Source organism: Occallatibacter sp. (genome assembly GCF_035317045.1).
GTDB lineage: Bacteria > Acidobacteriota > Terriglobia > Terriglobales > Acidobacteriaceae > Telmatobacter.
This window is the reverse complement of record NZ_DATHHT010000012.1, coordinates 1-20,657: the sequence shown is the minus strand read 5'-3', so window position 1 is coordinate 20,657 and position 20,657 is coordinate 1. Positions and strand designations below refer to the sequence as shown.

19 protein-coding genes are annotated in these 20,657 nt (G+C 58.6%); 12 read left to right on the top strand and 7 right to left on the bottom strand.

Annotation, left to right across the window (positions count from 1 at the left end):
* Positions 1-17: 17 nt before the first annotated feature.
* The 3 genes from metG to VK574_RS05355 form a co-directional block, all read right to left on the bottom strand.
* Positions 18-2,330, bottom strand: coding sequence for a methionine--tRNA ligase (gene metG / locus VK574_RS05365; RefSeq protein ID WP_472798927.1), 2,313 nt, complete (start codon positions 2,328-2,330; stop codon positions 18-20).
* A gap of 89 nt (positions 2,331-2,419) precedes the next feature.
* Positions 2,420-2,953, bottom strand: coding sequence for a hypothetical protein (locus VK574_RS05360; protein WP_472798787.1), 534 nt, complete (start codon positions 2,951-2,953; stop codon positions 2,420-2,422).
* Between the two features lie 8 nt (positions 2,954-2,961).
* Positions 2,962-3,438, bottom strand: coding sequence for a heavy metal-responsive transcriptional regulator (locus VK574_RS05355; RefSeq protein ID WP_472798786.1), 477 nt, complete (start codon positions 3,436-3,438; stop codon positions 2,962-2,964).
* A gap of 203 nt (positions 3,439-3,641) precedes the next feature.
* On the opposite strand from VK574_RS05355, the gene VK574_RS05350 reads away from it, so the two are divergent.
* The 6 genes from VK574_RS05350 to VK574_RS05325 all read left to right on the top strand — a co-directional run bounded on the left by VK574_RS05350 (position 3,642) and on the right by VK574_RS05325 (position 11,459).
* Positions 3,642-5,636, top strand: coding sequence for an arginine--tRNA ligase (locus VK574_RS05350; protein WP_472798785.1), 1,995 nt, complete (start codon positions 3,642-3,644; stop codon positions 5,634-5,636).
* Positions 5,637-5,727: 91 nt separating this feature from the next.
* A complete protein-coding gene (locus tag VK574_RS05345) occupies positions 5,728-7,359 on the top strand; it encodes a formate--tetrahydrofolate ligase (protein ID WP_472798784.1) in 1,632 nt (543 codons plus the stop codon).
* Between the two features lie 865 nt (positions 7,360-8,224).
* The gene (locus VK574_RS05340) at positions 8,225-9,139 is read left to right on the top strand and encodes a zinc ribbon domain-containing protein (protein WP_472798783.1); all 915 of its coding nucleotides are present in this window, start codon (positions 8,225-8,227) and stop codon (positions 9,137-9,139) included.
* A 351-nt stretch (positions 9,140-9,490) separates the two neighbouring features.
* Entirely contained in the window at positions 9,491-9,898 is a 408-nt protein-coding gene (locus VK574_RS05335) for a GntR family transcriptional regulator (RefSeq protein ID WP_472798782.1), read from the top strand.
* Entirely contained in the window at positions 9,895-10,791 is an 897-nt protein-coding gene (locus tag VK574_RS05330; protein WP_472798781.1) for an ABC transporter ATP-binding protein, read from the top strand. The genes VK574_RS05335 and VK574_RS05330 overlap by 4 nt, the downstream gene beginning before the upstream one ends.
* On the top strand, positions 10,788-11,459 hold the full coding sequence (locus tag VK574_RS05325) for a hypothetical protein (RefSeq protein WP_472798780.1): 672 nt from the start codon (positions 10,788-10,790) through the stop codon (positions 11,457-11,459). The genes VK574_RS05330 and VK574_RS05325 overlap by 4 nt, the downstream gene beginning before the upstream one ends.
* Positions 11,460-11,625: 166 nt before the next feature.
* Here VK574_RS05325 and VK574_RS05320 read toward each other — a convergent pair whose 3' ends face one another.
* Positions 11,626-13,137, bottom strand: coding sequence for a leucyl aminopeptidase (locus VK574_RS05320; protein ID WP_472798779.1), 1,512 nt, complete (start codon positions 13,135-13,137; stop codon positions 11,626-11,628).
* 187 nt (positions 13,138-13,324) lie between these two features.
* Entirely contained in the window at positions 13,325-13,876 is a 552-nt protein-coding gene (gene smpB, locus VK574_RS05315) for an SsrA-binding protein SmpB (protein WP_472798778.1), read from the bottom strand.
* 200 nt (positions 13,877-14,076) lie between these two features.
* On the opposite strand from smpB, the gene VK574_RS05310 reads away from it, so the two are divergent.
* From VK574_RS05310 to VK574_RS05290, 5 genes are all read left to right on the top strand, one after another.
* Entirely contained in the window at positions 14,077-16,512 is a 2,436-nt protein-coding gene (locus VK574_RS05310) for a cohesin domain-containing protein (RefSeq protein ID WP_472798777.1), read from the top strand.
* 10 nt (positions 16,513-16,522) lie between these two features.
* Positions 16,523-16,993 (top strand): type II secretion system protein, encoded by a 471-nt coding sequence (locus VK574_RS05305; protein WP_472798776.1) that lies wholly within the window; start codon positions 16,523-16,525, stop codon positions 16,991-16,993.
* Positions 16,994-17,106: 113 nt separating this feature from the next.
* Positions 17,107-17,508 (top strand): type II secretion system protein, encoded by a 402-nt coding sequence (locus tag VK574_RS05300; protein WP_472798775.1) that lies wholly within the window; start codon positions 17,107-17,109, stop codon positions 17,506-17,508.
* Between the two features lie 16 nt (positions 17,509-17,524).
* The gene (locus VK574_RS05295) at positions 17,525-18,004 is read left to right on the top strand and encodes a hypothetical protein (RefSeq protein WP_472798774.1); all 480 of its coding nucleotides are present in this window, start codon (positions 17,525-17,527) and stop codon (positions 18,002-18,004) included.
* 48 nt (positions 18,005-18,052) lie between these two features.
* Positions 18,053-18,859: a hypothetical protein gene (locus VK574_RS05290; RefSeq protein ID WP_472798773.1), complete on the top strand. Its 807-nt coding sequence runs from the start codon at positions 18,053-18,055 to the stop codon at positions 18,857-18,859.
* Positions 18,860-19,019: 160 nt separating this feature from the next.
* Here the strand turns inward: VK574_RS05290 and yihA are convergent, their stop codons facing one another.
* Complete coding sequence (gene yihA, locus VK574_RS05285) at positions 19,020-19,598, bottom strand: ribosome biogenesis GTP-binding protein YihA/YsxC (protein ID WP_472798926.1); 579 nt, start codon at positions 19,596-19,598, stop codon at positions 19,020-19,022.
* Between the two features lie 228 nt (positions 19,599-19,826).
* On the opposite strand from yihA, the gene VK574_RS05280 reads away from it, so the two are divergent.
* Positions 19,827-20,105, top strand: a complete 279-nt coding sequence (locus tag VK574_RS05280) for a hypothetical protein (protein WP_472798772.1) — start codon at positions 19,827-19,829, stop codon at positions 20,103-20,105.
* A gap of 169 nt (positions 20,106-20,274) precedes the next feature.
* Here the strand turns inward: VK574_RS05280 and VK574_RS05275 are convergent.
* A partial coding sequence (locus tag VK574_RS05275) for a S16 family serine protease (protein WP_472798771.1) occupies positions 20,275-20,657 on the bottom strand: 383 nt, incomplete at its 5' end.

Sequence of the window (20,657 nt, the reverse complement as noted above, 5' to 3'; positions counted from 1 at the left end):
ATCTTTGATTCAATTCTCTACTTTAGCCGCGCGCCGAGAGGTACATCTTCGAGAAAGCCGGCCAGCACGGGCGAACCGTCTGGCGGCAACGAAGCTGCGAGCAGCATGCCGTTTGACTCGAGGCCGCGCATCTTTCGCGGCGCGAGATTGGCGACGATCACGATCTTGCGGCCGATCAGCTTTTCGGGGTCGTAGAACTGCGCGATTCCGGCGAGGATCTGACGCTTTTCGTAGCCGAGGTCCACCTCGAGACGCAGAAGCTTGTCAGCCTTGGGAATTCTCTCTGCCACCAGGATTTGCGCGACCCGCAGCTCCACTTTCGCAAAGTCGTCAATCGTGATGTGCGCCGGAAGCGTCGGCGCCGTCGGAGGGTCCTGGTTGGCTTCCTTCGAATCGAGCGGCTTGTTGGCTGGAGCTTCCGCAGGCGTCGAAGCGAGGCGGCTGCTGGCGAGTTCGGCCGGCACGGAATGAACGTGTGCCGTGTCAACCGGCTTGTCGGGATTGCTGGGTGCGGTGGTGACCGGCGTCGTCGCGGTTCCGGCTGGACCGTCTTCAGTGCTTGCAGGCGACTGTACGGAGGTCGCTGCCGGAGCGCGCTTCAAGGTCGCGCCCGATGGCGGCGCGCTCGGATCGGGATTTACTCCGAGAGCGGACATGGGAGCCTGAGGCGCTGACTGTTCTGCGCTCTTTTTGCCGCTCGCGGCTTCTACGGCGTCTTTGTTGTTTTCGTCTTCAAGATTCTGCATACGGGTGATCGCATCCTTTTCAGCGCGCGGAAAGAGTGGCGAGGGTTCTCCCAATCGGGTGCCGGGCTTCAATCCGCCCCACGCGAGGTCGGTGAGAAACGCCTGTTTCGCAGCGTCGGCAAGATTGCCATGGCCAAGCTGCTGCCACACCTTGGATGCCGCGTCGGGCAGGATGGGATAGACAAGTGCGGTAATTACCCGGATGGCCTCGGCTGCCGTGGCTAGCACGCGAGCCTGCAGAGCGGCGTGATCGGAATCCGAGCGATCGGCAGGTTTTTTCCATGGGGCATTGGCAGTGAGATAACCGTCGGTCTCCGCGACGAGACTCCAGAGCGATTTCAACGCCTCAGAGAAATTCAACTCGTCGAACGATGGTCCGAACTCGGCGATTGTGCGTTTCGCATTTTCTTGAAGAGCGATTTCGGCCTGCATCGCGGCGCCAGCTTCCGGCACAACTCCGCCGAAGTATTTGTGCACCATGTTGACGACGCGGCTGACCAGGTTGCCGTAGCCGTTGGCGAGGTCGCCATTGTAGCGCTGGACCAGTGCATCGAAACTGAAGTTGCCGTCCTGGCCGAATGGGATCTCGCGGAGCAGGAAGTAACGCAGCGCATCCGCGCCGAGCACTTCGCGTACGGTGTCGGCACGCACGATGTTGCCGCGCGACTTCGACATCTTGCCCTGGTCGAAGAGCAGCCAGCCATTTGCCTTGACGGAGCGCGGTGTTGGAATACCTGCGGCCATCAGAAATGCCGGCCAGTAGACACAGTGGAAGCGGCTGATCTCCTTGCCGATCAGGTGAATGTCGGCGGGCCAGAATTTTTGGAAGCGGGCTTGATCCGCCGGATCGTCTGATCCGTAGCCAAGCGCGGTGATGTAGTTGGCCAGTGCATCGAGCCACACATAGACCACGTGGGATTCGTCGCCCGGGACCGGGATGCCCCAGGTAAAACTATTGCGGCTGATGGAGAGGTCCTTGAGTCCGCTGCGAACGAACGAGATGACTTCGCGGCGGGTGGACTCGGGCTGCATGAAGCCTGGATTTTCTTCGTAGAAATCGAGGAGTCTGCGTTCAAAAGCCGAGAGCTTGAAGAAGTAGTTTTCTTCACTGACAGTTTCGGTGATGCGACCGCAGTCAGGGCACGGCGCACCTGGAGGAACATCGACCCATGCCTCGTCGGAGACGCAGTATTGGCCTGTGTACGAGCCCTTGTAAATGAATCCGCGATCCCGCAGAGTGGCGAAGAGCTTTTGCACGCCGCGCTTGTGGCGGGGCTCGGTGGTTCGAATGAAGTCGTCGTACGTGAGTCCGAGCCGGTCCCAGAGGGCGCGGAATTCAGCGGCGATTTTGTCGGCGAAATCCTGAGGTGTGAGACCGGCCAGCTTGGCGGAGCGCTCGATCTTCTGCCCGTGCTCGTCGGTCCCTGTCAGAAACCAGGTATCGATACCCAGAGCCCGCTTCCGGCGAGCGACCGCGTCGCACACGATAGTCGAATACGCGTGGCCCAGGTGCGGACGCGCATTGACGTAATAGATGGGCGTCGTGAGGTAGAAACGGGATGAACTGGGGTCGGGCTTGGCCATCGGGTCTGTGGGCTTTTTCTGGTTCAAGGGTGAGAATGTTCCAGAAGCAGCATCTTCTTCATCTTACGGCATGCAGACTGCCCAGATTTTCATTTCCCGGCATCGAGATCCGTTGAATCGCCTGTGACGTGGTCGGTGATCTGGAACCGTAGAAAGTCATGGACGGAGGCACGTGCCACGGGTTCATCGGTTGCAATGCTGACACGCCCTCCCCGGTCGACAGCATGGTATTCGAAGCGGATTTTTTCTTTCAGCAACTGCATGGTCGTCACGCCGGGCGGAATTACGTCGTGCACAAGCATCGGCGCTGAATAGTCTCCTTCGCCAAAGGCTTTGGTGATGTGCGCGAGGTGCATCCGAATGGCTTCGATGTTGGCTGAATCCTTCGGGTCGTTCGCCGTGACCTCGATGGATCCGCCGCTCTCGGTGAGTCTAAAGTGATGCGTTGTCTTGTCATGCGGAAAGCCCATCTCGTGGTCGCCATGGCCTTCCACCATCGCATGATGAGCTTCCGAGCTGGTATGCGAGGTGTGCATCGGACAAGGCTGATCTTCAGACATAGGTGCCTGCGCCCTCAACAGAGAGGTCGCCGCAACCACGAATACCAGAATGAATACGCTCATCCCCTTGTTCATCTTCGTTTTTTCCTCCTTAGTGGTTCTCGACTCACGGTTGCCGGGGCCGGTGCACCATTCAGCGAACGCAGAAGAAATGCCTTCTCTCCGGATTGACTCTGGGAGATTCGGGCGCGCCCCTCGCTCACCATCGATTCCATATACCTCTGTGTCTGCTGCAACTCGGCGATGCGCTCTTGAAGTACGTGGAGCTTTTTCTCAAGCATCCCGAGAACGCGCCTGCATGGGGCTCCGCCACGATCCCGGATGCGAAGGATCTCAGCGAGTTCGGGCAGTGTAAATCCGAGTTGCAGGGCATGGCGCACGGTCTCTACGCGTTCAAGGCTTTCCGGCGGATATAGGCGATAGCCTGAGGTGGTCCGCGGCGCCCTGGGAAGAACGCCGAGCCTTTCGTAGTGCCGCAAGGAATCCGTACTGATCCCGACCGCCCGCGCTAACTCCCCCGAACGGAATGCCCTTGGCTTCTCAGACATGGGAGAAGTATGAACCCTGGAGCTAGTTCCAGGGTCAAGCGATTTCTTGCTTCAATTTCCAAATCCGCATGCAATCTAGCCGGAATTGCGGATGCGAACCGGTGTCTTTTGTCGCGTTACTGACGTTCTTGAACCGGGCATTTGCAAGGTCAACGTCTGGTAGAATCAGCCTTGCTAATCAAGGATTTCCGAGGCATTCACCCGTGTATCAGGAATTGAAGAACCGGCTTGAGTCACATCTGCGCGATGTGCTCAAGGCCAAGTACGAACTGACGGTCGAGAACATTCCGCTGGAGACGCCGCCGGATCTTCGCTTCGGTGAGCTGGCGACACCCATTGCATTTGAGCTTGCACGCAAGCTGCGCAAGGCGCCCAAGGTCATTGCACAGGAGATTGTGGCGGAACTGGGCGCGCCGCGCGGCTTTGCCTCCTTCGAAATTGCGGGCGCCGGATATATCAACGCACATCTCGATCGGGTGGTCGCGGTGCGCATGATGACGAGCGGTGAAGACTCCGGGCCGGCCAAATCCGAAATTCACGCGCTCGTCGAGCACACCAGCATTAATCCCAACAAGGCGGCTCACATCGGCCACCTGCGCAACGCGATTCTTGGGGACACGTTTGTGCGCCTGCTGCGTGCGGCAGGGCGCCAGGTCGCGGTGCAGAACTATATCGACAACACGGGCGTGCAGGTTGCGGATGTGGTGGTTGGCTTCCTGCACCTCGAGAAGAAATCGCTCGCGGAAGTGCGCGGACTCATTGACAATCTGGAACTGCACTTCAAGCGCGTCGACTTCTACTGCTGGGATCTCTACGCGCGGACTTCGCAGTGGTACACGAGCGGCACGGCCGAAGAGAACGAAGAGCGGAAGAAGCTGAGATACGCGACGCTTCACGAGATCGAGGAGGGCGGCAACGAGACGGCCGATGTTGCCGATCTGATCTCGACGGCGGTGTTGAAGCGGCATTTAGAGACGATGCTACGGCTTGGCATCGAATACGACTTTCTGCCACGTGAGAGCGAGATTCTGCACCTGAACTTCTGGGCGCTTGCTTTCGAGCAATTGAAGCAGAAGGGCGTGCTCTATTTCGAGAACGAGGGCAAGAACAAGGGCTGCTGGGTGATGTCGCGGACGGGCGTGCCTGCCAAAGAACAGGAAGACGGCTCGAACGGCATCGACGAAGACGCAAAAGTGATTGTTCGTTCCAATGGAACGGTGACGTACGTCGGCAAGGACATTGCCTATCATCTCTGGAAGTTCAGACTTCTTGGTCGCGATTTCGGGTATCGCAAGTTCTTCACGTATCCAGACCATGAGTGCTGGATCTCGGCGGTGAAGGGCGAGGAAGCGCATCCGCACTTCGGCGACGCGCAGGCGATTTACAACGTCATCGATTCGCGCCAGTCCGATCCGCAGGCGAATGTGATTCAGGCGCTCCGCGGCATGGGATACAACGAGCAGGCGGATCATTACACGCATTTCGGCTACGAGATGGTCGCGTTGACACCACGCTGCGCTGCGGAGCTTGGCTATGAGCTGGCAGAGGAAGACCGAGCGCGTTCGTACATCGAAGTCAGCGGGCGCAAGGGATTCGGCGTGAAGGCCGATGACCTGATCGATAAGCTGATTGCAGCGACACGCTTTGAAGTCGATACGCGCCAGACCTCACGCGATGAGCAGGAGCGCCAGCTGATCGCGGAGCAGATTGCGATCGGCGCATTGCGCTACTTCATGCTGAAGTTCACGCGCAATTCCGTGATTGCTTTCGATTTCAAAGATGCGCTGAGTTTTGAAGGTGAAACCGGGCCATACATTCAATACGCGGTGGTGCGGGCGCGCAATATTTTCCGCAAGGGATCGACTACGCCGGAGGCGGTCCTGCGCGAATTTGCAGGTTCCGATCCGGGCGCTTTTCTGATCGGCGAAGGCAGCGAGGACATCTGGTCGCTCTGGCTGCGGGCTGGGCGGCGCTCCGCGGTGCTGGAGCAATGCATTGCCACCTCGGAGCCCGCGTACCTTGCCAAGCATGCATTCCAGCTGGCACAGGAATTCAACAACTTCTACCACAAACATCACGTGCTCACGGAATTGGACCCCGAGCGCCGCACGTTCCTGCTTGCCACGGCGGCAGTCACGATGCAGGAACTGATCACCGTCCTCGGTTGGCTTGGCATCGAAAGTCCCGAAGCCATGTAACGCTCCTACGACTTGTGTAGCCTGCGTCACAGGCAGGCGCCTTCGGGCAGCGGGAGTATATTGCTCGACGGTCAGGAACTGGAGTCAGGCTATGGATACCACCGCTCTGCATACACATATGCTGCTTCCTATTGAAGAGATTGCCCGGAAACTCTCGCTTTTGCCGACAGAATACGAGCCTATCGGCGCACATGGCGCGAAGCTCAACTTGAATCTGCTGGAGAACCCCGCGTTTCCGGTTCGCGGCAAGCTGATTATTGTTACGGCCACAACACCGACGACTTCAGGCGAAGGCAAGACGGTCGTATCGATCGGGCTCGCGCAGGGGCTCGAGCGGATCGGGTGCAAATCGATCCTGACCTCGCGCGAGCCGTCGCTGGGACCGGTCTTCGGATTGAAGGGCGGCGCGGCCGGCGGCGGACTGTCGCAGGTGGAACCGAGCCAGAAGATCAACCTGCATTTCCATGGCGACTTTCACGCCATCACTTCTGCGCACAATCTGCTGGCGGCGATGATCGATTCGCATCTCTTTTTCGGAAACGCGCTCGATCTTGATCCTGCGCAGATTACGTGGCCGCGCGCGATGGACATGAACGATCGCGCGCTGCGCCGGATTGAAGTGAGCCTTGGCGCGAAGGGAGACGGCGCCAATCGTGAAACCGGCTTCGTGATTACCGCTGCTTCCGAGATCATGGCCATCATGGCGCTGGCCTTGAGCCGCGCGGATCTGCGGCACCGTCTCGAATCCATCGTGGTCGGGCAGTCGCGCACGGGGCGTCCAGTGACGGCCGCCGATCTGGGCGCAACGGGCGCCATGCTGGCGCTGCTGGACGATGCGATCAAGCCGAACCTGGTGCAGACCACCGAGGGAACACCGGCGCTGGTGCACACCGGGCCGTTCGGGAACATCGCGCATGGGACTTCGAGCATCCTGGCGCACAAGATGGGCGTGCGGCTGGCCGATTACGTCGTGAACGAATGCGGCTTCGCTGCTGACCTTGGCGCGGAGAAATACTTCGACATCGTTATGCGCGCTTCGGGAATTCAGCCGGCGGCCGCGGTGCTGGTTGTAACCGCGCAGAGCCTGCGCGCGCAGGGCGAAGGCAAGCTGGAATCAGGTTTTGGCAATCTCGCGCATCACGTCAAAACCCTGCGAGGATACGGCGTGCCGATTGTTGTCGCCATCAATCGCTTCCCGGCAGATCGAGCAGAGGACCTGGAGACGATTGCGACGGAGTGCTCACTGCAGGGCGTTCCCTGCGCGCTGGTTGAGGCTTTCACCAAAGGCGGCGAGGGCGCGGTCGAACTTGCGCACAAGATTGTTTCGGCGATCGAGACCAATCCAATGCCGGAGATTCAGCCGGTTTACGCGCTTGAAGATTCGCTCGACGTGAAGATTCTGAAGGTGGCCATCCAGGTATACGGCGCGGATGGAGTTGTCTTCAGCGAGAGGGCACGCGCGAAGCTTGAGCGCTTTGCTTCGTGGGGATTCGCACGTCTTCCAGTCTGCATCGCCAAGACGCAGTACTCGCTGACGGACGATCCCAAGCGGATGGGTGCACCGACTGGGTGGGCATTGAACATCAACGACGTTTCGCTGTCGGCGGGCGCGGGGTTTGTGGTAGCGGTTTCGGGCAACATGATGCTGATGCCGGGACTGCCGAGCCATCCGCGTGCGATGTCGGTCGATGTGGATGACGATGGGAATATTGTTGGCGTTTAGGGCAGGTCCGAGATAGGATCGAACGGTTTTTGCCGGCCCCCCCCTATTATCCCGTCTCTCTGGTTAAGTTTCTTGTTTTCAGCATATGGCGACGGGGGTACCGTCCAAAGTATTCTGCCGATTCGAATTAGCTGTAGAGGTTCGTTCGCAAAGGACTTACGGGGCGGTTCACAGTCTCACAGTTTCACAGGCCCAAAACGCTATCCCCGGGTGCGCCAAGCAATAACTTGTTGTGAGACTGGTAGTTAGCTCGTTATTGCGGGGGGCTTTCTGGCTCATTTTGGTCGATTTTGGCACGTTTTGGCGCGTTATCTCGTGCTTATCAAGGCTTGGAAACCTGTGAAATTGTGAGAGCGCGATGATTGGAAAAGTAGTGAGGATCGCCTGCATGGTTTCAGCCTACGCCGATCGGCGAAATAACCTGCAAAAGCTGAGGAACTTTTTAGCGTTTGTTTTGAGTGAGTTAGAAGGAGATTGGCGGCTGAGGGCCTTGACGGATTTTGGGGTGAACCGCGCGTGTGATGCAGATGGGGTGGTTTCCCGTGTCCGAAAAGCGGGTCGGCACGTCGCTCAAGCGGAATCGGTGAACTCGGCGGGGGGAGGTCGTGGGATCCCACGTCCCAAAAGCGGGACATGGGGCACCCGGCTCAAGCGGAATCGGTGAACTCGGCGGGGTGGAGGTCGTGGGATCCCACGTCCCAAAAGCGGGACATGGGCACCCGGTCTTGATTCGGAATCGATGGTCGTAATGCTATCCCCGGTCCCCAAAAGCAAGGGACCGGGGGCACCCGCATGAATGGGGCATCCAGGCTTTTGTTGTCACAGGCCACGGGCGTGTATACTTCGTCCTCTCCCACGGATCATTATGTTTTGCATTCATTGCGGCGCGCCAAATCCCGAGAATGCTTCCTTCTGCAGTGCTTGCGGAAAGGCCATCGGCGCGTCTGCGAATCAGGCTACGGCGGCGGTGGCTGCTTTGCCGATTCTCAGTAGTGCAGAGAAATCATACGGGAATGCTGCAGGACAATTCGCGACTGGACAGGGCGCGACGGGACAGGTCGCAACAGGTCAGGGTGCAACAGGACAGGGTGCGCCTCAAATATCGCTTCCGGCGCTGCCGGCGCAGCCAGCGCAAACAGCGCAACCAGCGCAACCAGCGCAACCGCCACAGCTGCAGCCATCGCCACAGGCACAGTATCCACCTGCGATCGCGGGAAAAGGCAAACCGGTTCTGTGGGTTCTGGGCGGCTTTGGCGCCTGTCTTTTGATCGTGATCGCGGTGGCCATGGGCTCTCGACTGAATCAAAACTCTTCCGGATCGGAAGCTGCCCGCGAGAACGTGGCCCCAGACGCTGCCCCTGCGGCTGCTCCCGCCGCGTACACTGCTCCAGCGCCGGCGCCCGCAGCGGACACAGCGACTGCGCCTTCAGCGGACACAACACCTGCGCCCGCAGCAGACACGCCCGTGAGTACTCCCGTTCAACCGGCTCCGCAGCCTGCTCCCGCTGCGCCGCAGAACCCGATCGTCGGCGATTGGAAGGCCACTACTTTTATCGGCAGCACGATTGGTCTCCACCTGGGCGCTGACGGCCGGTATGTCTTGAATCCCGGCTCCGATGAAGGAGTTTATTCGTATAGCAGTGGCGACGGAACACTTCGACTGCAATCGAATTCCTTCTTCTCAGAAGGAATCATGGTCTGGAGTTGCCAGGTGTCGGGCGATTCGTTGAGCTGCATCGATCCCAAGGGCGGTGGACACGTTTATAACCGCGTCCGGTAGTGGCGTGCAGGGGACATAGGTTAAGACGCACCACAGTCATACATGTTGCGCCACCCAAGATGATGAGAATAGGAGAGGCGATCTGCGTTTCCCACCCAAGCAGAGCTTGGATGGGGCACCCTCGGTCGTGCTTATCTGAATTTTCGCGGCTGGCTCTTGTGTTTCCCACCCAAGCAGAGCTTGGATGGGGCCCTCGGTCGTGCTTATCTGAATTTTCAGGGCTGGCTATTGCGTTTCCCACCTGGGGCACCCTCGGTCGTGGTTATCTGAATTTTTGCGGCTGGCTTGGGAACAAAAAGACAACAACGGTCTTGACTGCTCGCTGTTGCTGTGTATACTCAGTATATCGACATGCACAGTGACATTGTCATTTCACAGTCTGATGGCCGGCCGATGTACCTGCAGATCATGGAGCAGGTGAAGCAAAGGGTGGCGGTGGGGGAATGGTCTCCGGGGGAGGAGATTCCGTCCATTCGCCAGCTCGCGATGGCATTGCGGGTGAGTGTGATCACGATCAAGCGCGCCTACCTTGAACTGGAGCGCGAGGGCGTGATCGTGACGCAGCACGGGAAGGGGTCGATGATTGCCCCCAATCCAGACCTGAGTGCACGGCTCTATGACGAGGAGTTTTCGGAGCATCTGGAGAAGGTAGCGCAGCTTGGCGAATTGCTTGGCCTGAGCAGCGAAGAGATTGCCCGCCGCACCAAGGACGCTTTAAACCGGCTGAACGAGGCGCGGCTCACGAAGGAGAATGTATGAACGATCTTGCGGTCCAATTCGATGGCGTAAGCAAGAGATATACGCACTTTTCTCTGGAGAATATCCATCTTGAACTGTCCACCGGCAGCATCATGGGTTTCATCGGGGCGAATGGCGCAGGGAAGTCCACAACCATCCGCATCTTGATGGGGCTGGTTCACCAGGATGCAGGGACGGTGCGCGTGCTGGGCCACGCGATGCCGGCGGAGCAGGCGGCAGCGAAGCTCGACATCGGATTTGTCTCAGAAGACATGCGGCTTTACGGCGCGGCGACGCTTGCGTGGCACATGGACTTTCTGCGGCCGATGTATCCGCGGTGGGACCAGGCATACGCCGAGCGACTGACGCAGCGCTTCGACCTGAAGCCGCAGCAGAAGATCAAGGGGTTATCGCATGGGCAGCGGGTGAAGGCGGCGCTGCTGCTGGCGCTGGCGCGGCGTCCGCGGCTGCTGGTGCTGGACGAGCCAACCACCGGGCTCGATCCGGTTGCGCGCGTGGAGGTGCTTGGTGAATTGATGGCTGCTCTGGCCGATGAGGAGCGCACGATCCTGTTTTCGTCGCACAACACGCTGGATGTAGAGCAGATTTCGGACCAGATTACTTTCATCGACCGGGGCCGGATTATCGATTCCGACGACAAAGAGGTGTTTCTCGACCGATGGCGTCGGCTGCGACTGGTGTTGCCTGCAGACGGCGTGGTTCCGCGCTTGCCCGGCGTTGTGGAGGTGGGTGGAAGCAGCCGACTCCCGGTGCTGACCACCAATCAGTTCGAGCCGGCCATGGTTTCGATCTGCAACGACCTGGGCGCGACCGTGCAGGCAGTTGACACGATGACCCTGGAAGAGATTTTTGTTGCCAATGTGCACAGCAGAAGGGAGCGGCTTACGGCATGAACTACTCAATGGTCAAGAATCTGATTTTGAAGGACTGGTATTTTCAGCGGCAGGGAATTCTGCTCTCGCTGGCCGGTGGCGCAGTGTCACTTGGGATCGTTGCCTTCGGCGGCAAACCTGGTTTTACCCTGGGTCTTATTTTGCTCGTCACCATCATGGCCATGATCAGCGCAATGACGGTGATGGCCAACGTGATTGGAGAGCGGGAGAATCAGACGCTTGCGTTTGTGATGAGCCTGCCCATCTCCTATCTTGAGTACACCACTTCAAAGATTCTGGGCAATCTGCTGATCTTCGTTCCTTTCTGGCTGACGATGCTGGCAGGCAGCGTGGCCTTGATTGTGGCCGCGCCGGTTATCCACGGCTTTTTTGCATTCGCCATCATCATGGCTGTTGAGATCCTCGTCAGCACATGCCTGATGATTGCCGTTGCGCTGGTCTCGGAGTCCAAAGGCTGGGCGATTTCCGCCATGGTGGTGGGCAACGTGGCTCTCAATATTGTTGGATATCTGGTGGCTCACATTCCGGGCATTCGCGATGGAATGTTTGGCACCGTTATCCAGTGGAGGCCGGCGGCGACAATTTCGCTGATCGTTGAGTTTGCTTTGATTGCCCTGATGCTTGGGGGAGCCTTCTACTTTCAATCGAGGAAGAAGGACTTTATTTGAGACGGAGAGACCTGCTCACGGAATTTGTCCATCGGGTGTTGCGTTTTTCGATTCGAGGGATTTGAAATGCAACTGCAGGTTCCTCCACTTCGGTCGGAATGACAGGCTCTGTGGCGCGTCTCGTAGCTGCGGACCCATTCTCTACTCGTAGTTGCGGACCCATTCTCTACTCGTAGCTACGGACCCATTCGAGGATGGAGCGGACGGCAACGCCGCTTGGGCCTTTCGCGATGAAGGGCTTTTTGTCTTCGATCCAGGCCAGGCCGGCGATGTCGAGGTGGATCCACGGGGTGTCTTCGGCGAAGGCGTGGAGGAACTCGGCGGCGGTGATGGCGCCACCCCAGCGGCCGCCGGTGTTTTTGATATCGCCAATGTCGCTGCGGATCTGGTCGTAGTACTCATCGCCGAGCGGCATGCGCCAGAACTTTTCGCCGGATGTGGCGAGGCCTGCCTGGAACTTCTCGATCGTGGCATCGTCGTTGGAGAAGGCACCGGCGTTGATCATTCCCAGTGCGACTACACAGGCACCGGTAAGCGTGGCGGCGTCGATGAGGTGGGTTGCGCCGAGGCTTCGCGCATAGGTCAGGCCATCCGCCAACACGAGGCGGCCTTCGGCGTCGGTATTGATGATCTCGATGGTTTTTCCGGACATGGCGGTCTGGATATCGCCGGGCTTCTGGGCTTTGCCGTCGGGCATGTTCTCGGCTGAGCACACGATGCCGATGACGCGGACACGAGGCTTGAGCAGTGCGATGGCGCGCATGGCTCCGACCATGGCTGCGCCGCCGGCCATGTCGTACTTCATCTTTTCCATGTTGTCGGCAGGCTTGATGGAGATGCCGCCGGTGTCGAAGGTGATGCCTTTGCCGACGAGGCCGAGGACGGGGCCCTCGGTCACGCCCTCCGGTTCGTACTTGAGGACGATGAGGGCGGGTGGTTCTTCGGAGCCCTGGGAGACGCTCCAGAATGCGCCCATCTTGAGTTCGTGGAGCTTTTCAGTCGAGTAGACCTCCGACTTCAGCCCGACCTCGGCAGCCATCTTCGCGGCACGTTGACCGAAGACGGTGGGGGTGAGTTTGTTGCCGGGCTCGTTGACGAGGGAGCGGGCAAAGTTCTGGCTGTCGCCGATGATGACGCCGGCGTTGAAAGCCGCTTTGACCGCGGCTTGGTCGGCATTGGGCGGGGCGGCCACGGTGAAGGAGTGCACGCTGACGTCTTTGCGCTCGCTGCGGTAGGTGTCTGGGTCGAAGTCGCCGACGATGGCGCCTTCGGCGGCGGCTCGGCACATTGCATGGAGCGGGCCTACGGAGTCGTTCTCGGGCAGGGCGAAGGCCAGTTCGCGGATGGCGCGGGGCTTGGTGTAGCGGACGGCGGTTCCGGCGGCGTTGCGGACGGCGTGGACAGTGGCTTTGCCTTTTTTGCCGAGGCCGACGATGAGGAGGCGTTTGGCTTTGAGTCCGGCGGGGGCGTGGAGGAGCAGGGTTTCGTTGGCGGCGGCCTTGAATTCGCCGGTGGAGAGCACGGCTGCGGCGGCGGCGCGGACGGCTTCATCACTGGTGAGCAGGACTGGCTCGGGCTTAACGTCGGGGCCTTTGGCGGTCTGGGTGTCGATGGCGGTGACGGCGAGGAGTTCGGTTTCGATCTGGGCGAGGGGAGAGAAGGAGAGTTCAGTCTTCATACAAGGCCATTATTTCATTGTGGGGAGGACGTGAAATTCGGCATAGGTTTTCGAGCAGTCGCGGCCGGTTTCCACAGATGCTTCTATGTCAGGCGCAAACTTGCCAGAGTTGAGTGGGCGACAATTCGCCCACGATCAGAAAGAGGCCATCAGATCAATCGCTTCGCCTGAGCTTCCTCCGGATTCGTTATCGGCCCATTTTGTGTTTGCTGGCGTTGATGGCGGATCTTGCTTCGCGGTCGGCTTCGCGGCGGCGCTCGGTTTCGCGCTTGTCCCAGTCCTGTTTGCCTTTGGCGACGGCCAGCTCGCACTTGACCCGGCCATTCTTGAAGTAGAGGCGGGTGGGAATGAGCGTATGTCCCTTGATCTGCGTCTTTGCCATGAGCCGCCGGACCTCCTCTTTGTGCATCAGGAGCTTTCGTGTGCGGGTCTCGTCGTGGTTCGATATATTGCCGTGTGAATAAGGTCCTATATGAAGATTCAGCAGGAAGGCTTCACCGTCCTTGATGAGGCCGTAGGAGTCCTTGAGGTTCGCTTTTCCTTCCCGGATCGACTTGACTTCGGTTCCACGGAGGGCGACGCCGGCCTCGAACTTTTCGAGCAGAAAGTAGTTGTGGCTGGCGACCCGGTTATGGGCGGCATCGCGTTCCCCGGAGGCCACAGGATCGCGAGGCTTGGCCTTTTTCTCCGGCCCGGGGGTGTCACGGGGTACGATAGTGTGGCTGGTTTGGCGCGGCATGGGGGAAAGTCCCTTAAACTTTCATCGTAGCATCGCAACGCTAACCCCCATATTGCAGTGGGGCTTTGCTAGAATGAGGCATCGTTTTGGTAGGAAGCACCAATATCGGAAAATTTGTAATTGCTGGCGTCGAGAGGGCCATGGTCTGCCCACCTCCGTTTGATCCGGAAGGCCAGTCCTCAGCGATGCCCGGGAGTCCGATGAAAAGCCGCGTTCAATCTCCGGCACCCTCCGTCCCCACCCTTTCGAATCCTCGTTTCCGGATTCTCGTAGTCGGAATTCTCGCCCTTCTCACTGTGGGTTCGACACGTGTCTTTGCGCAGTCTGCGAACAGTTATTTCAAGCAGGGGCAAGGTGCCGAGTCGCGCGACGATTTCGATACGGCGTTTCAGGACTACCAAAAGGCGTTTTCGATGTCGCCGAAGAATGAGACTTTTCGAGCGGCCTTCTACCGCGTCCGGTTTAGCGACGCCGCGATGCACGTGACCAAGGGGCGCAACCTGCTGGCTGCCGGCAATGAAGAGGGCGCTCTCTCGGAACTGTTGCGTGCCGCAGAGATCGATCCCAGCAACGAGGCGGCGCAGCAGGAGATTTCGAAAATCCGTAACCGGCATGGGCAAGAGCCTGCTGTGGAGAGCGGTTCGCCGATGAGCGCGCAAACAGGGGAGGAGATCAGCTCCATCGAGTCTCCGGCCCAGTTGAAGCCCATGTCGAATGAGCCTCTCTCGATGCAGATGACGCAAGATTCGAAGCTTGTGTACCAGGCCATTGGCAAGGCTGCCGGTATCAACGTGCTGTTCGATCCCGACTACATCTCCAAGCGCATCCAGGTCGAGCTGAACAACGTTTCATTGCTCGATGCACTGCGCATCGTGGGCACGCTGTCGGGAACGTTCTGGCATCCGATCACGCAGAACACAATATTTGTTGCGCAGAACTCACGGTCGAAGCGCGCAGAACTCGACGAACAGGCAGTGCAGACCTTTTACCTGTCGAATGCATGGCAGCAGAACGATCTGAATGACGTTCAAACCGCGCTGCGCAACGTGATGCCGAATGCGAAGGTTTTTGGGGTCGCCAGCCAGAACGCGATCGTGATGAAGGCTACGCCGGACGAACTGCTGCTTGCCCAGAAGCTCGTGAACGATCTGGACAAGGCGCGTCCTGAGGTTGTGGTCGATATCGCGATCCTTGAAGTGAGCAAGAATTGGGAGCGCAATCTCGGCATTACCTGGCCGTCCAGCGCGGGGGTTCAGTTGCAGCCGCCGACAAGCACCAGCACCACAACTACTTGTCCAACGGGCGACACAACTTGTACGCCGACCACGTCGGGCAACAACCCGACGCTGTTTAACCTGGCCCACCTGAATTCCAACGACTTTGCAGTTACAGTTGGCGCGGCCACGGCGAACGCCCTGCTGACTGACAACAATACCAAGATCCTGCAGAATCCACGGATTCGTGCCGCCGACCAGCAAAAGGCCACTCTCAAGATCGGATCGCGCATCCCGATTGCGACCGGTTCCTATCAGACCGGTGCGGCGACTGCGCTGGTCAGCTCGCTGGTAAACACGCAGTTCCAGTACCAGGACGTAGGCGTCAACATCGAGGTCACGCCAACCGTGCACTTTGATCGCGATGTCACCCTCAAGGTCAAGATTGAAGTGCTTGCGCAGAGTGGTTCGGTAACGATCAGCGGCGTAACGGAGCCAATTCTGAGCCAGCGCGTCGCCGAGCAGACCATCCGTTTGCGCGAGGGAGAAGCCAACATTCTGGGTGGCATTCAGGAGCAGCAGATTCAGGACAACTGGAGCGGAATTCCGGGGCTAAGCTCCATCCCGATTCTGCGTTATCTCTTCGGTTCGAGGGACAAGATCAGGCAGGATGACGAGATTGTCTTCCTGGTGGTCCCGCATGTTGTGCGAACGCAGAACCTTACTCCGGACAACCTGCGGACAATCGATACTGGTCCAGGAACCCAGGCGGTCGAGTTGCGCCATATTTCCGCTGGAGAAACGGGTGTCTCTCAGCCCTCTGTGGCGCCGCCACCATCGGAAAACCACCCTGCTCCGGGCGCGTTGCCTGGGCCGAGTGCAGAGGCAGCAGCACCGGCGGCTCTTGCACAGATGCGGGCAGCCGCGAACGCCGGAGGTGCGGCAGCGGATGCAAACCGAGCCGCGGCAGAAGCCAGTCCACCACCGGGATCGCCCGGTTCCGCGGCCCCAGCCGGGAAAGTCAATCTTATGTTGAATTCGCCGGGAACGGTGGTCAACGGCACAACGTTCCAGATTCCGGTGGTATTGACCGGCGGAGCGGATGTTTCGTCTGTTCCCCTGCAGGTTCAATATGATCCATCGAAGATGACGCTGGTCAACGTGGGGGATGGGGATCTGCTGAATCGTGATGGACAGATTGTGTCGATGGCGCACCGCGACGATGGTGGAAACCTGACTGTGAACGTTTCGCGTCCACCGGGGGCACCTGGTGTGAGCGGAGCCGGCGTGGTCTGCGTCTTAACGTTTCAGGCGACCGCCAAAGGGGAGAGCGGCATCAGCATTACGCGCGCAGGCGCCATGAACAGCGCCGGCAAGGCGTTGCAGGCACAAACCTCACAAACCACGATCGTTGTGCAGTAGGAGTAGCGGAATGACAGTTCGGCGGCCAATCCGAAGGAATTCGGAGCGCGGCCTGACGCTGGTTGAGTTGATCGTGACTGTGGCGATTTTGTCAATCCTGGCGTCGGCAGCAATCCCCATTGCGCGCTTCAAGGTCAAACGGGACAGGGAGCGCGAACTGCGGCGAGAGCTGTGGGAGATGCGCGATGCCATCGACCACTACAAAGATGCTGCGGACAAGGGCGCCATCCAGACCAAGGTCGATAGCCAGAATTATCCGCCCGACCTGGAGACGCTGGTTAATGGTGTCGATATCCAGGGCAAGAAGGTAAAGTTCCTTCGCCGCATTCCTGTTGATCCGATGTCGGGCAAGGCCGAGTGGGGGTTGCACTCGATGCAGGATGATCCGAAGTCGGATTCCTATGGCGGCCAAAGTGTCTTCGATGTGTACTCGAAATCGAGTGGCACAGCACTTGACGGTACTAAGTATTCCGATTGGTAGGGTTATCGCGCTTTGGGGAAAACAGGGGTTTGGGCGGTTGCTCTCGAGGTAACGTGTCCCGCTCTGATAAGCCAAGAACGAATGTCAAAGGATGTAGGAGAATAGAGGTACAGATGCGCAGCAAAGGAAAACGGGAAGCAGGCTTCACGCTGATGGAGTTGATGATCGTGATGATGATCATCGGCATCTTGACGACGCTTGCCATTCCGAGTTTCAAAGCTGCGATCAAATCTGCGCAGGAAGCCGTGCTCAAGGAAGACTTGCGCGTTATGCGTTCTGCAATCGACTCCTACACCATGGACAAACAGAAAGCGCCTCAATCGCTTGACGACCTGGTGCAGGAGGGGTACCTCAAGGCCATCCCCGAAGATCCAATGACCAAGGCGCGCGATACCTGGAACACGGATATCAGTGATTCTCTGCACACGCTGGATCAGACTGATCCAGGCATCGATGATGTGCATTCCGGGTCGCAGGAAACAGGATCAGACGGGCAGCCATACTCTGCGTGGTAGTCGCGAAGGGAACAGAATGGCTCGTAGAACGATAGGGATGCTCGTGCTTGGGTGTGTGGTCGCGCTGAGTGGCGGGCTGCATGCTGCCGAATCTACCAAGACCATCATCATCAAGGTATTCGACGGTAAGACGGGGCGCGCTGTGATGCCGACTGGCTACCAGGTGCGCGTCGATCACGAGACAATGTTGCACCCGGATTGGGTGAAGCAGAATGAGGACGGCACCGCGGAGATGACGATTCCCGCCGACACGCACGAGTTGGCGCTTCACCTCGCATATAACAACTCCATGGATATTTACGTCAACTGCGACAAGGAAAAGAATGCGTTCGGCGACGTATGGTATCTCGTTCCACAGATCATGTCGAAGGGGTTTGTCACCGAAAACGGATGTGCGAAGGCCAAGGTAAGTGGAAAATTCAAAACCACCGCACTGCCCGGTGAACTCATCCTGTTTGTACGCGAGAAGAACATGATAGAACGCGTCAAGGACTGACGCGCCAAGGTTGCGCCGACGCCACGTCGTGTGGAGAATCTCCGATTCGTGTCTGACCCTGCACCCTCAAAGACAGACTCGCTGCAGCTTGAGGCTTTCTGCCTCTATCGCGCGCTTATGCGCGACACAGCGAGTGCGAGCGCCAGCGATCAGGGTGCAGAGCCGAATTTGGGCGGCAGGCTTCTATATGTGGGCGAACTGGACGCGCACAGTCGTGCCATGGTGATCGCCGGCAACGTTGCGGGTTGTGCAACGCTTGCAGCCGCGGAAGATCCGATAGCGCAGAAGGTGGCGATGCGCGATGGTGTCGTTGATTTCGTGGTTACGTCGCTGGACGAAGCTCTGCGCATTCTGAAAAACGAGATACGCAAGCGGCATGCTGTGGCGGTGAGCGTTACTGCCGAACCCGATGAAGTGGAGCACGAGATGTTGGAGCGCGGGGTGCTTCCCGACCTGCTTTTTGCGGGCTTGAGCGATGAACCGCGGAGGGTATGTCACTTCGGCCCAGGAGAGACGGACGTTCATCCTGATAAGCCGGATGCGAGCGTTGCCTGGATTAATTGGCAGGTGGAGCATGCTCCTGCGCAGTGGATGCAGCGGCTTGATTCGATTGCCATCGCGTGTCTTCTGGAGGACGGGCCGGCATCCCGGTGGATCCGCCTTGGTCCGCGGTACTTCGGGCGTACAGCGCAGGCGCGAAGAGCGCTTTACTGCGATGCACTCGCTGCGAGCGAGATCGTGCGACGTTTTCGAGAAGCCGTTGGGAGTGGTGCGATTGGAACGAAGGTTTCCGTTGGCCTTTGTATTCGCGACGCGGTGGAGAATTTAGAGTTCGTTCCTCCGGTCGGGCCCTAAGCCCGAAAAGCAGATTCTTCGCTCACCACCCCAAACCGAAGTACGTTTGGGGCCCCTTTCATTCAGAATGACACCTCATCTTGGGAGGAGGTTCACTCAGAATGACGCCTCACATCTAAAGAATCTAAGAACTATGGCGCTAGCGAGGTTCGACAGCGCTCTACGCTTCGATGCGGTTCCAGAGTTCCTTAATGCCCGCGCCGGTCTTGGCTGAGACGGGAAGAACTTCACCGAGGTCGAAAGCATTCTTGATAGCCAGAAGGTTTCGTGTGCGTGCGTTGCCGCTGAGCCGATCAATCTTGGTTGCGACCACCAGAAACTCGCGGCCAGCATGGCGGAGCCAGTCGAAGAGCTTTCCGTCGTTTGGCTGCGGAGGAATGTTGGAGTCTACGAGACAGACGCACAGTTTGAGAGTCTCGCGCTCGGCGAGATACGGATCGATAAACTTCGGCCATTCGGCTGAAATGGATTTTGAGATCTTGGCGTAGCCGTAGCCGGGAAGGTCTGCGAAAACGAGTTTGCTCTGCTGCCGCGGGTCAAGCAGAGCAAAGAAGTTGATAGCGCGGGTGCGACCGGGTGTTTGCGAGACTTTCGCGGCCTTCTCGCCCACCAGCGCATTCAACAGGCTCGATTTACCGACGTTCGAACGTCCGAGGAATGCGATCTCCGGCACAGTTGAGACCGAAGGGAACTGTGCAGCATCCATAGCAGAGAGGAGAAATTGTGTGGTGTAGCGCATTGAGGGCATGTCGATCTCATCCGCAGAGGTCTCGGGAGTGCAGCCTCGCATTTTCTTGAGGATACAGGACCAAGACCGAGGCGCCGTGCAGAGTGCGCCTGGCTGTGGGCCCGACGCGCCCGTGCGAAAAGTAATGTCTTGTGACGAATGACCACAGAAAGACAATACGCTCTGCGTGAAACCTGCCCTATACTGCATTCACTTCTCATCAATTTATTTGGAGTCAACGTGCATACACTCGTTGCCATTTGTCTGTTGGCCGCGACTGCCAACGGTCCGGTCGTCCATGCCATCAACCTCGAAGAGCCGCCTGTCACGCAACCGGCGCTGGTAAAGATTCCCAAGGGCCCCAACAGCCTCACTCTCTACAACGTGAAAGGCGAGAGGGTCGCGGAGTGCGAGAAGAAGGGCGATGCATTTTCGAACTGCAAGGTGGAACCGGGGTTCACGTTCGACGATGTGATGAATGCCTGGGTGCATGCTTTCGAGGACATCCAGGGCAAGTAAGGGCGCGCAAACAAGAGGCCGGGGCTAAAGCCCGTTGATTCGATGGCCGCTTTTCGTGGGGCTGAAGCCCCATGCTCCCCTCCGGACTACGAAGACTGGAGCTTCTCGGCAGACTGTGGAAGCGTGCCTTGAGACGTAACAGAATGGGCGTTGGAAGCTCTGCCGATTGTTATTGACGGGAGACCTGGCCGCCGCCTGCGACATCCTGTGGCGGCACGGCGGTGAGGACTTCCGTGGCTTCAGGCATGGGGGTTGGCAGCGGGCTTTCAAGCGCGAGGGCCAGCACTTCGTCCATGGTGTCGACAAAGTGGAGCTTCATGGAGTTCTTGATGTTGTCGGGTAACTCGGCCACATCTTTCTCGTTGGCCTTGGGCAGGATGACTTCGAAGATTCCCGCACGCAGCGCCGCCAGCAGTTTTTCCTTCAAGCCGCCGATGGGCAGTACCTTGCCGCGCAGGGTGATTTCGCCGGTCATGGCGATGTCGCGCCGCACTGGAATCTTGGCTAGCGCGCTTGCAAGCGCCGTGGCCATGGTTATGCCTGCGGAGGGGC

Coding starts and splice junctions, on each gene's coding strand:
- metG (WP_472798927.1), bottom strand. CDS start 2,330: ATGGCCAAGCCCGACCCCAGTTCATCCCGTTTCTACCTCACGACGCCC.
- VK574_RS05360 (WP_472798787.1), bottom strand. CDS start 2,953: ATGAGCGTATTCATTCTGGTATTCGTGGTTGCGGCGACCTCTCTGTTG.
- VK574_RS05355 (WP_472798786.1), bottom strand. CDS start 3,438: ATGTCTGAGAAGCCAAGGGCATTCCGTTCGGGGGAGTTAGCGCGGGCG.
- VK574_RS05345 (WP_472798784.1), top strand. CDS start 5,728: ATGGATACCACCGCTCTGCATACACATATGCTGCTTCCTATTGAAGAG.
- VK574_RS05340 (WP_472798783.1), top strand. CDS start 8,225: ATGTTTTGCATTCATTGCGGCGCGCCAAATCCCGAGAATGCTTCCTTC.
- VK574_RS05335 (WP_472798782.1), top strand. CDS start 9,491: ATGCACAGTGACATTGTCATTTCACAGTCTGATGGCCGGCCGATGTAC.
- VK574_RS05330 (WP_472798781.1), top strand. CDS start 9,895: ATGAACGATCTTGCGGTCCAATTCGATGGCGTAAGCAAGAGATATACG.
- VK574_RS05325 (WP_472798780.1), top strand. CDS start 10,788: ATGAACTACTCAATGGTCAAGAATCTGATTTTGAAGGACTGGTATTTT.
- VK574_RS05320 (WP_472798779.1), bottom strand. CDS start 13,137: ATGAAGACTGAACTCTCCTTCTCTCCCCTCGCCCAGATCGAAACCGAA.
- smpB (WP_472798778.1), bottom strand. CDS start 13,876: ATGCCGCGCCAAACCAGCCACACTATCGTACCCCGTGACACCCCCGGG.
- VK574_RS05310 (WP_472798777.1), top strand. CDS start 14,077: ATGAAAAGCCGCGTTCAATCTCCGGCACCCTCCGTCCCCACCCTTTCG.
- VK574_RS05305 (WP_472798776.1), top strand. CDS start 16,523: ATGACAGTTCGGCGGCCAATCCGAAGGAATTCGGAGCGCGGCCTGACG.
- VK574_RS05300 (WP_472798775.1), top strand. CDS start 17,107: ATGCGCAGCAAAGGAAAACGGGAAGCAGGCTTCACGCTGATGGAGTTG.
- VK574_RS05295 (WP_472798774.1), top strand. CDS start 17,525: ATGGCTCGTAGAACGATAGGGATGCTCGTGCTTGGGTGTGTGGTCGCG.
- yihA (WP_472798926.1), bottom strand. CDS start 19,598: ATGCGCTACACCACACAATTTCTCCTCTCTGCTATGGATGCTGCACAG.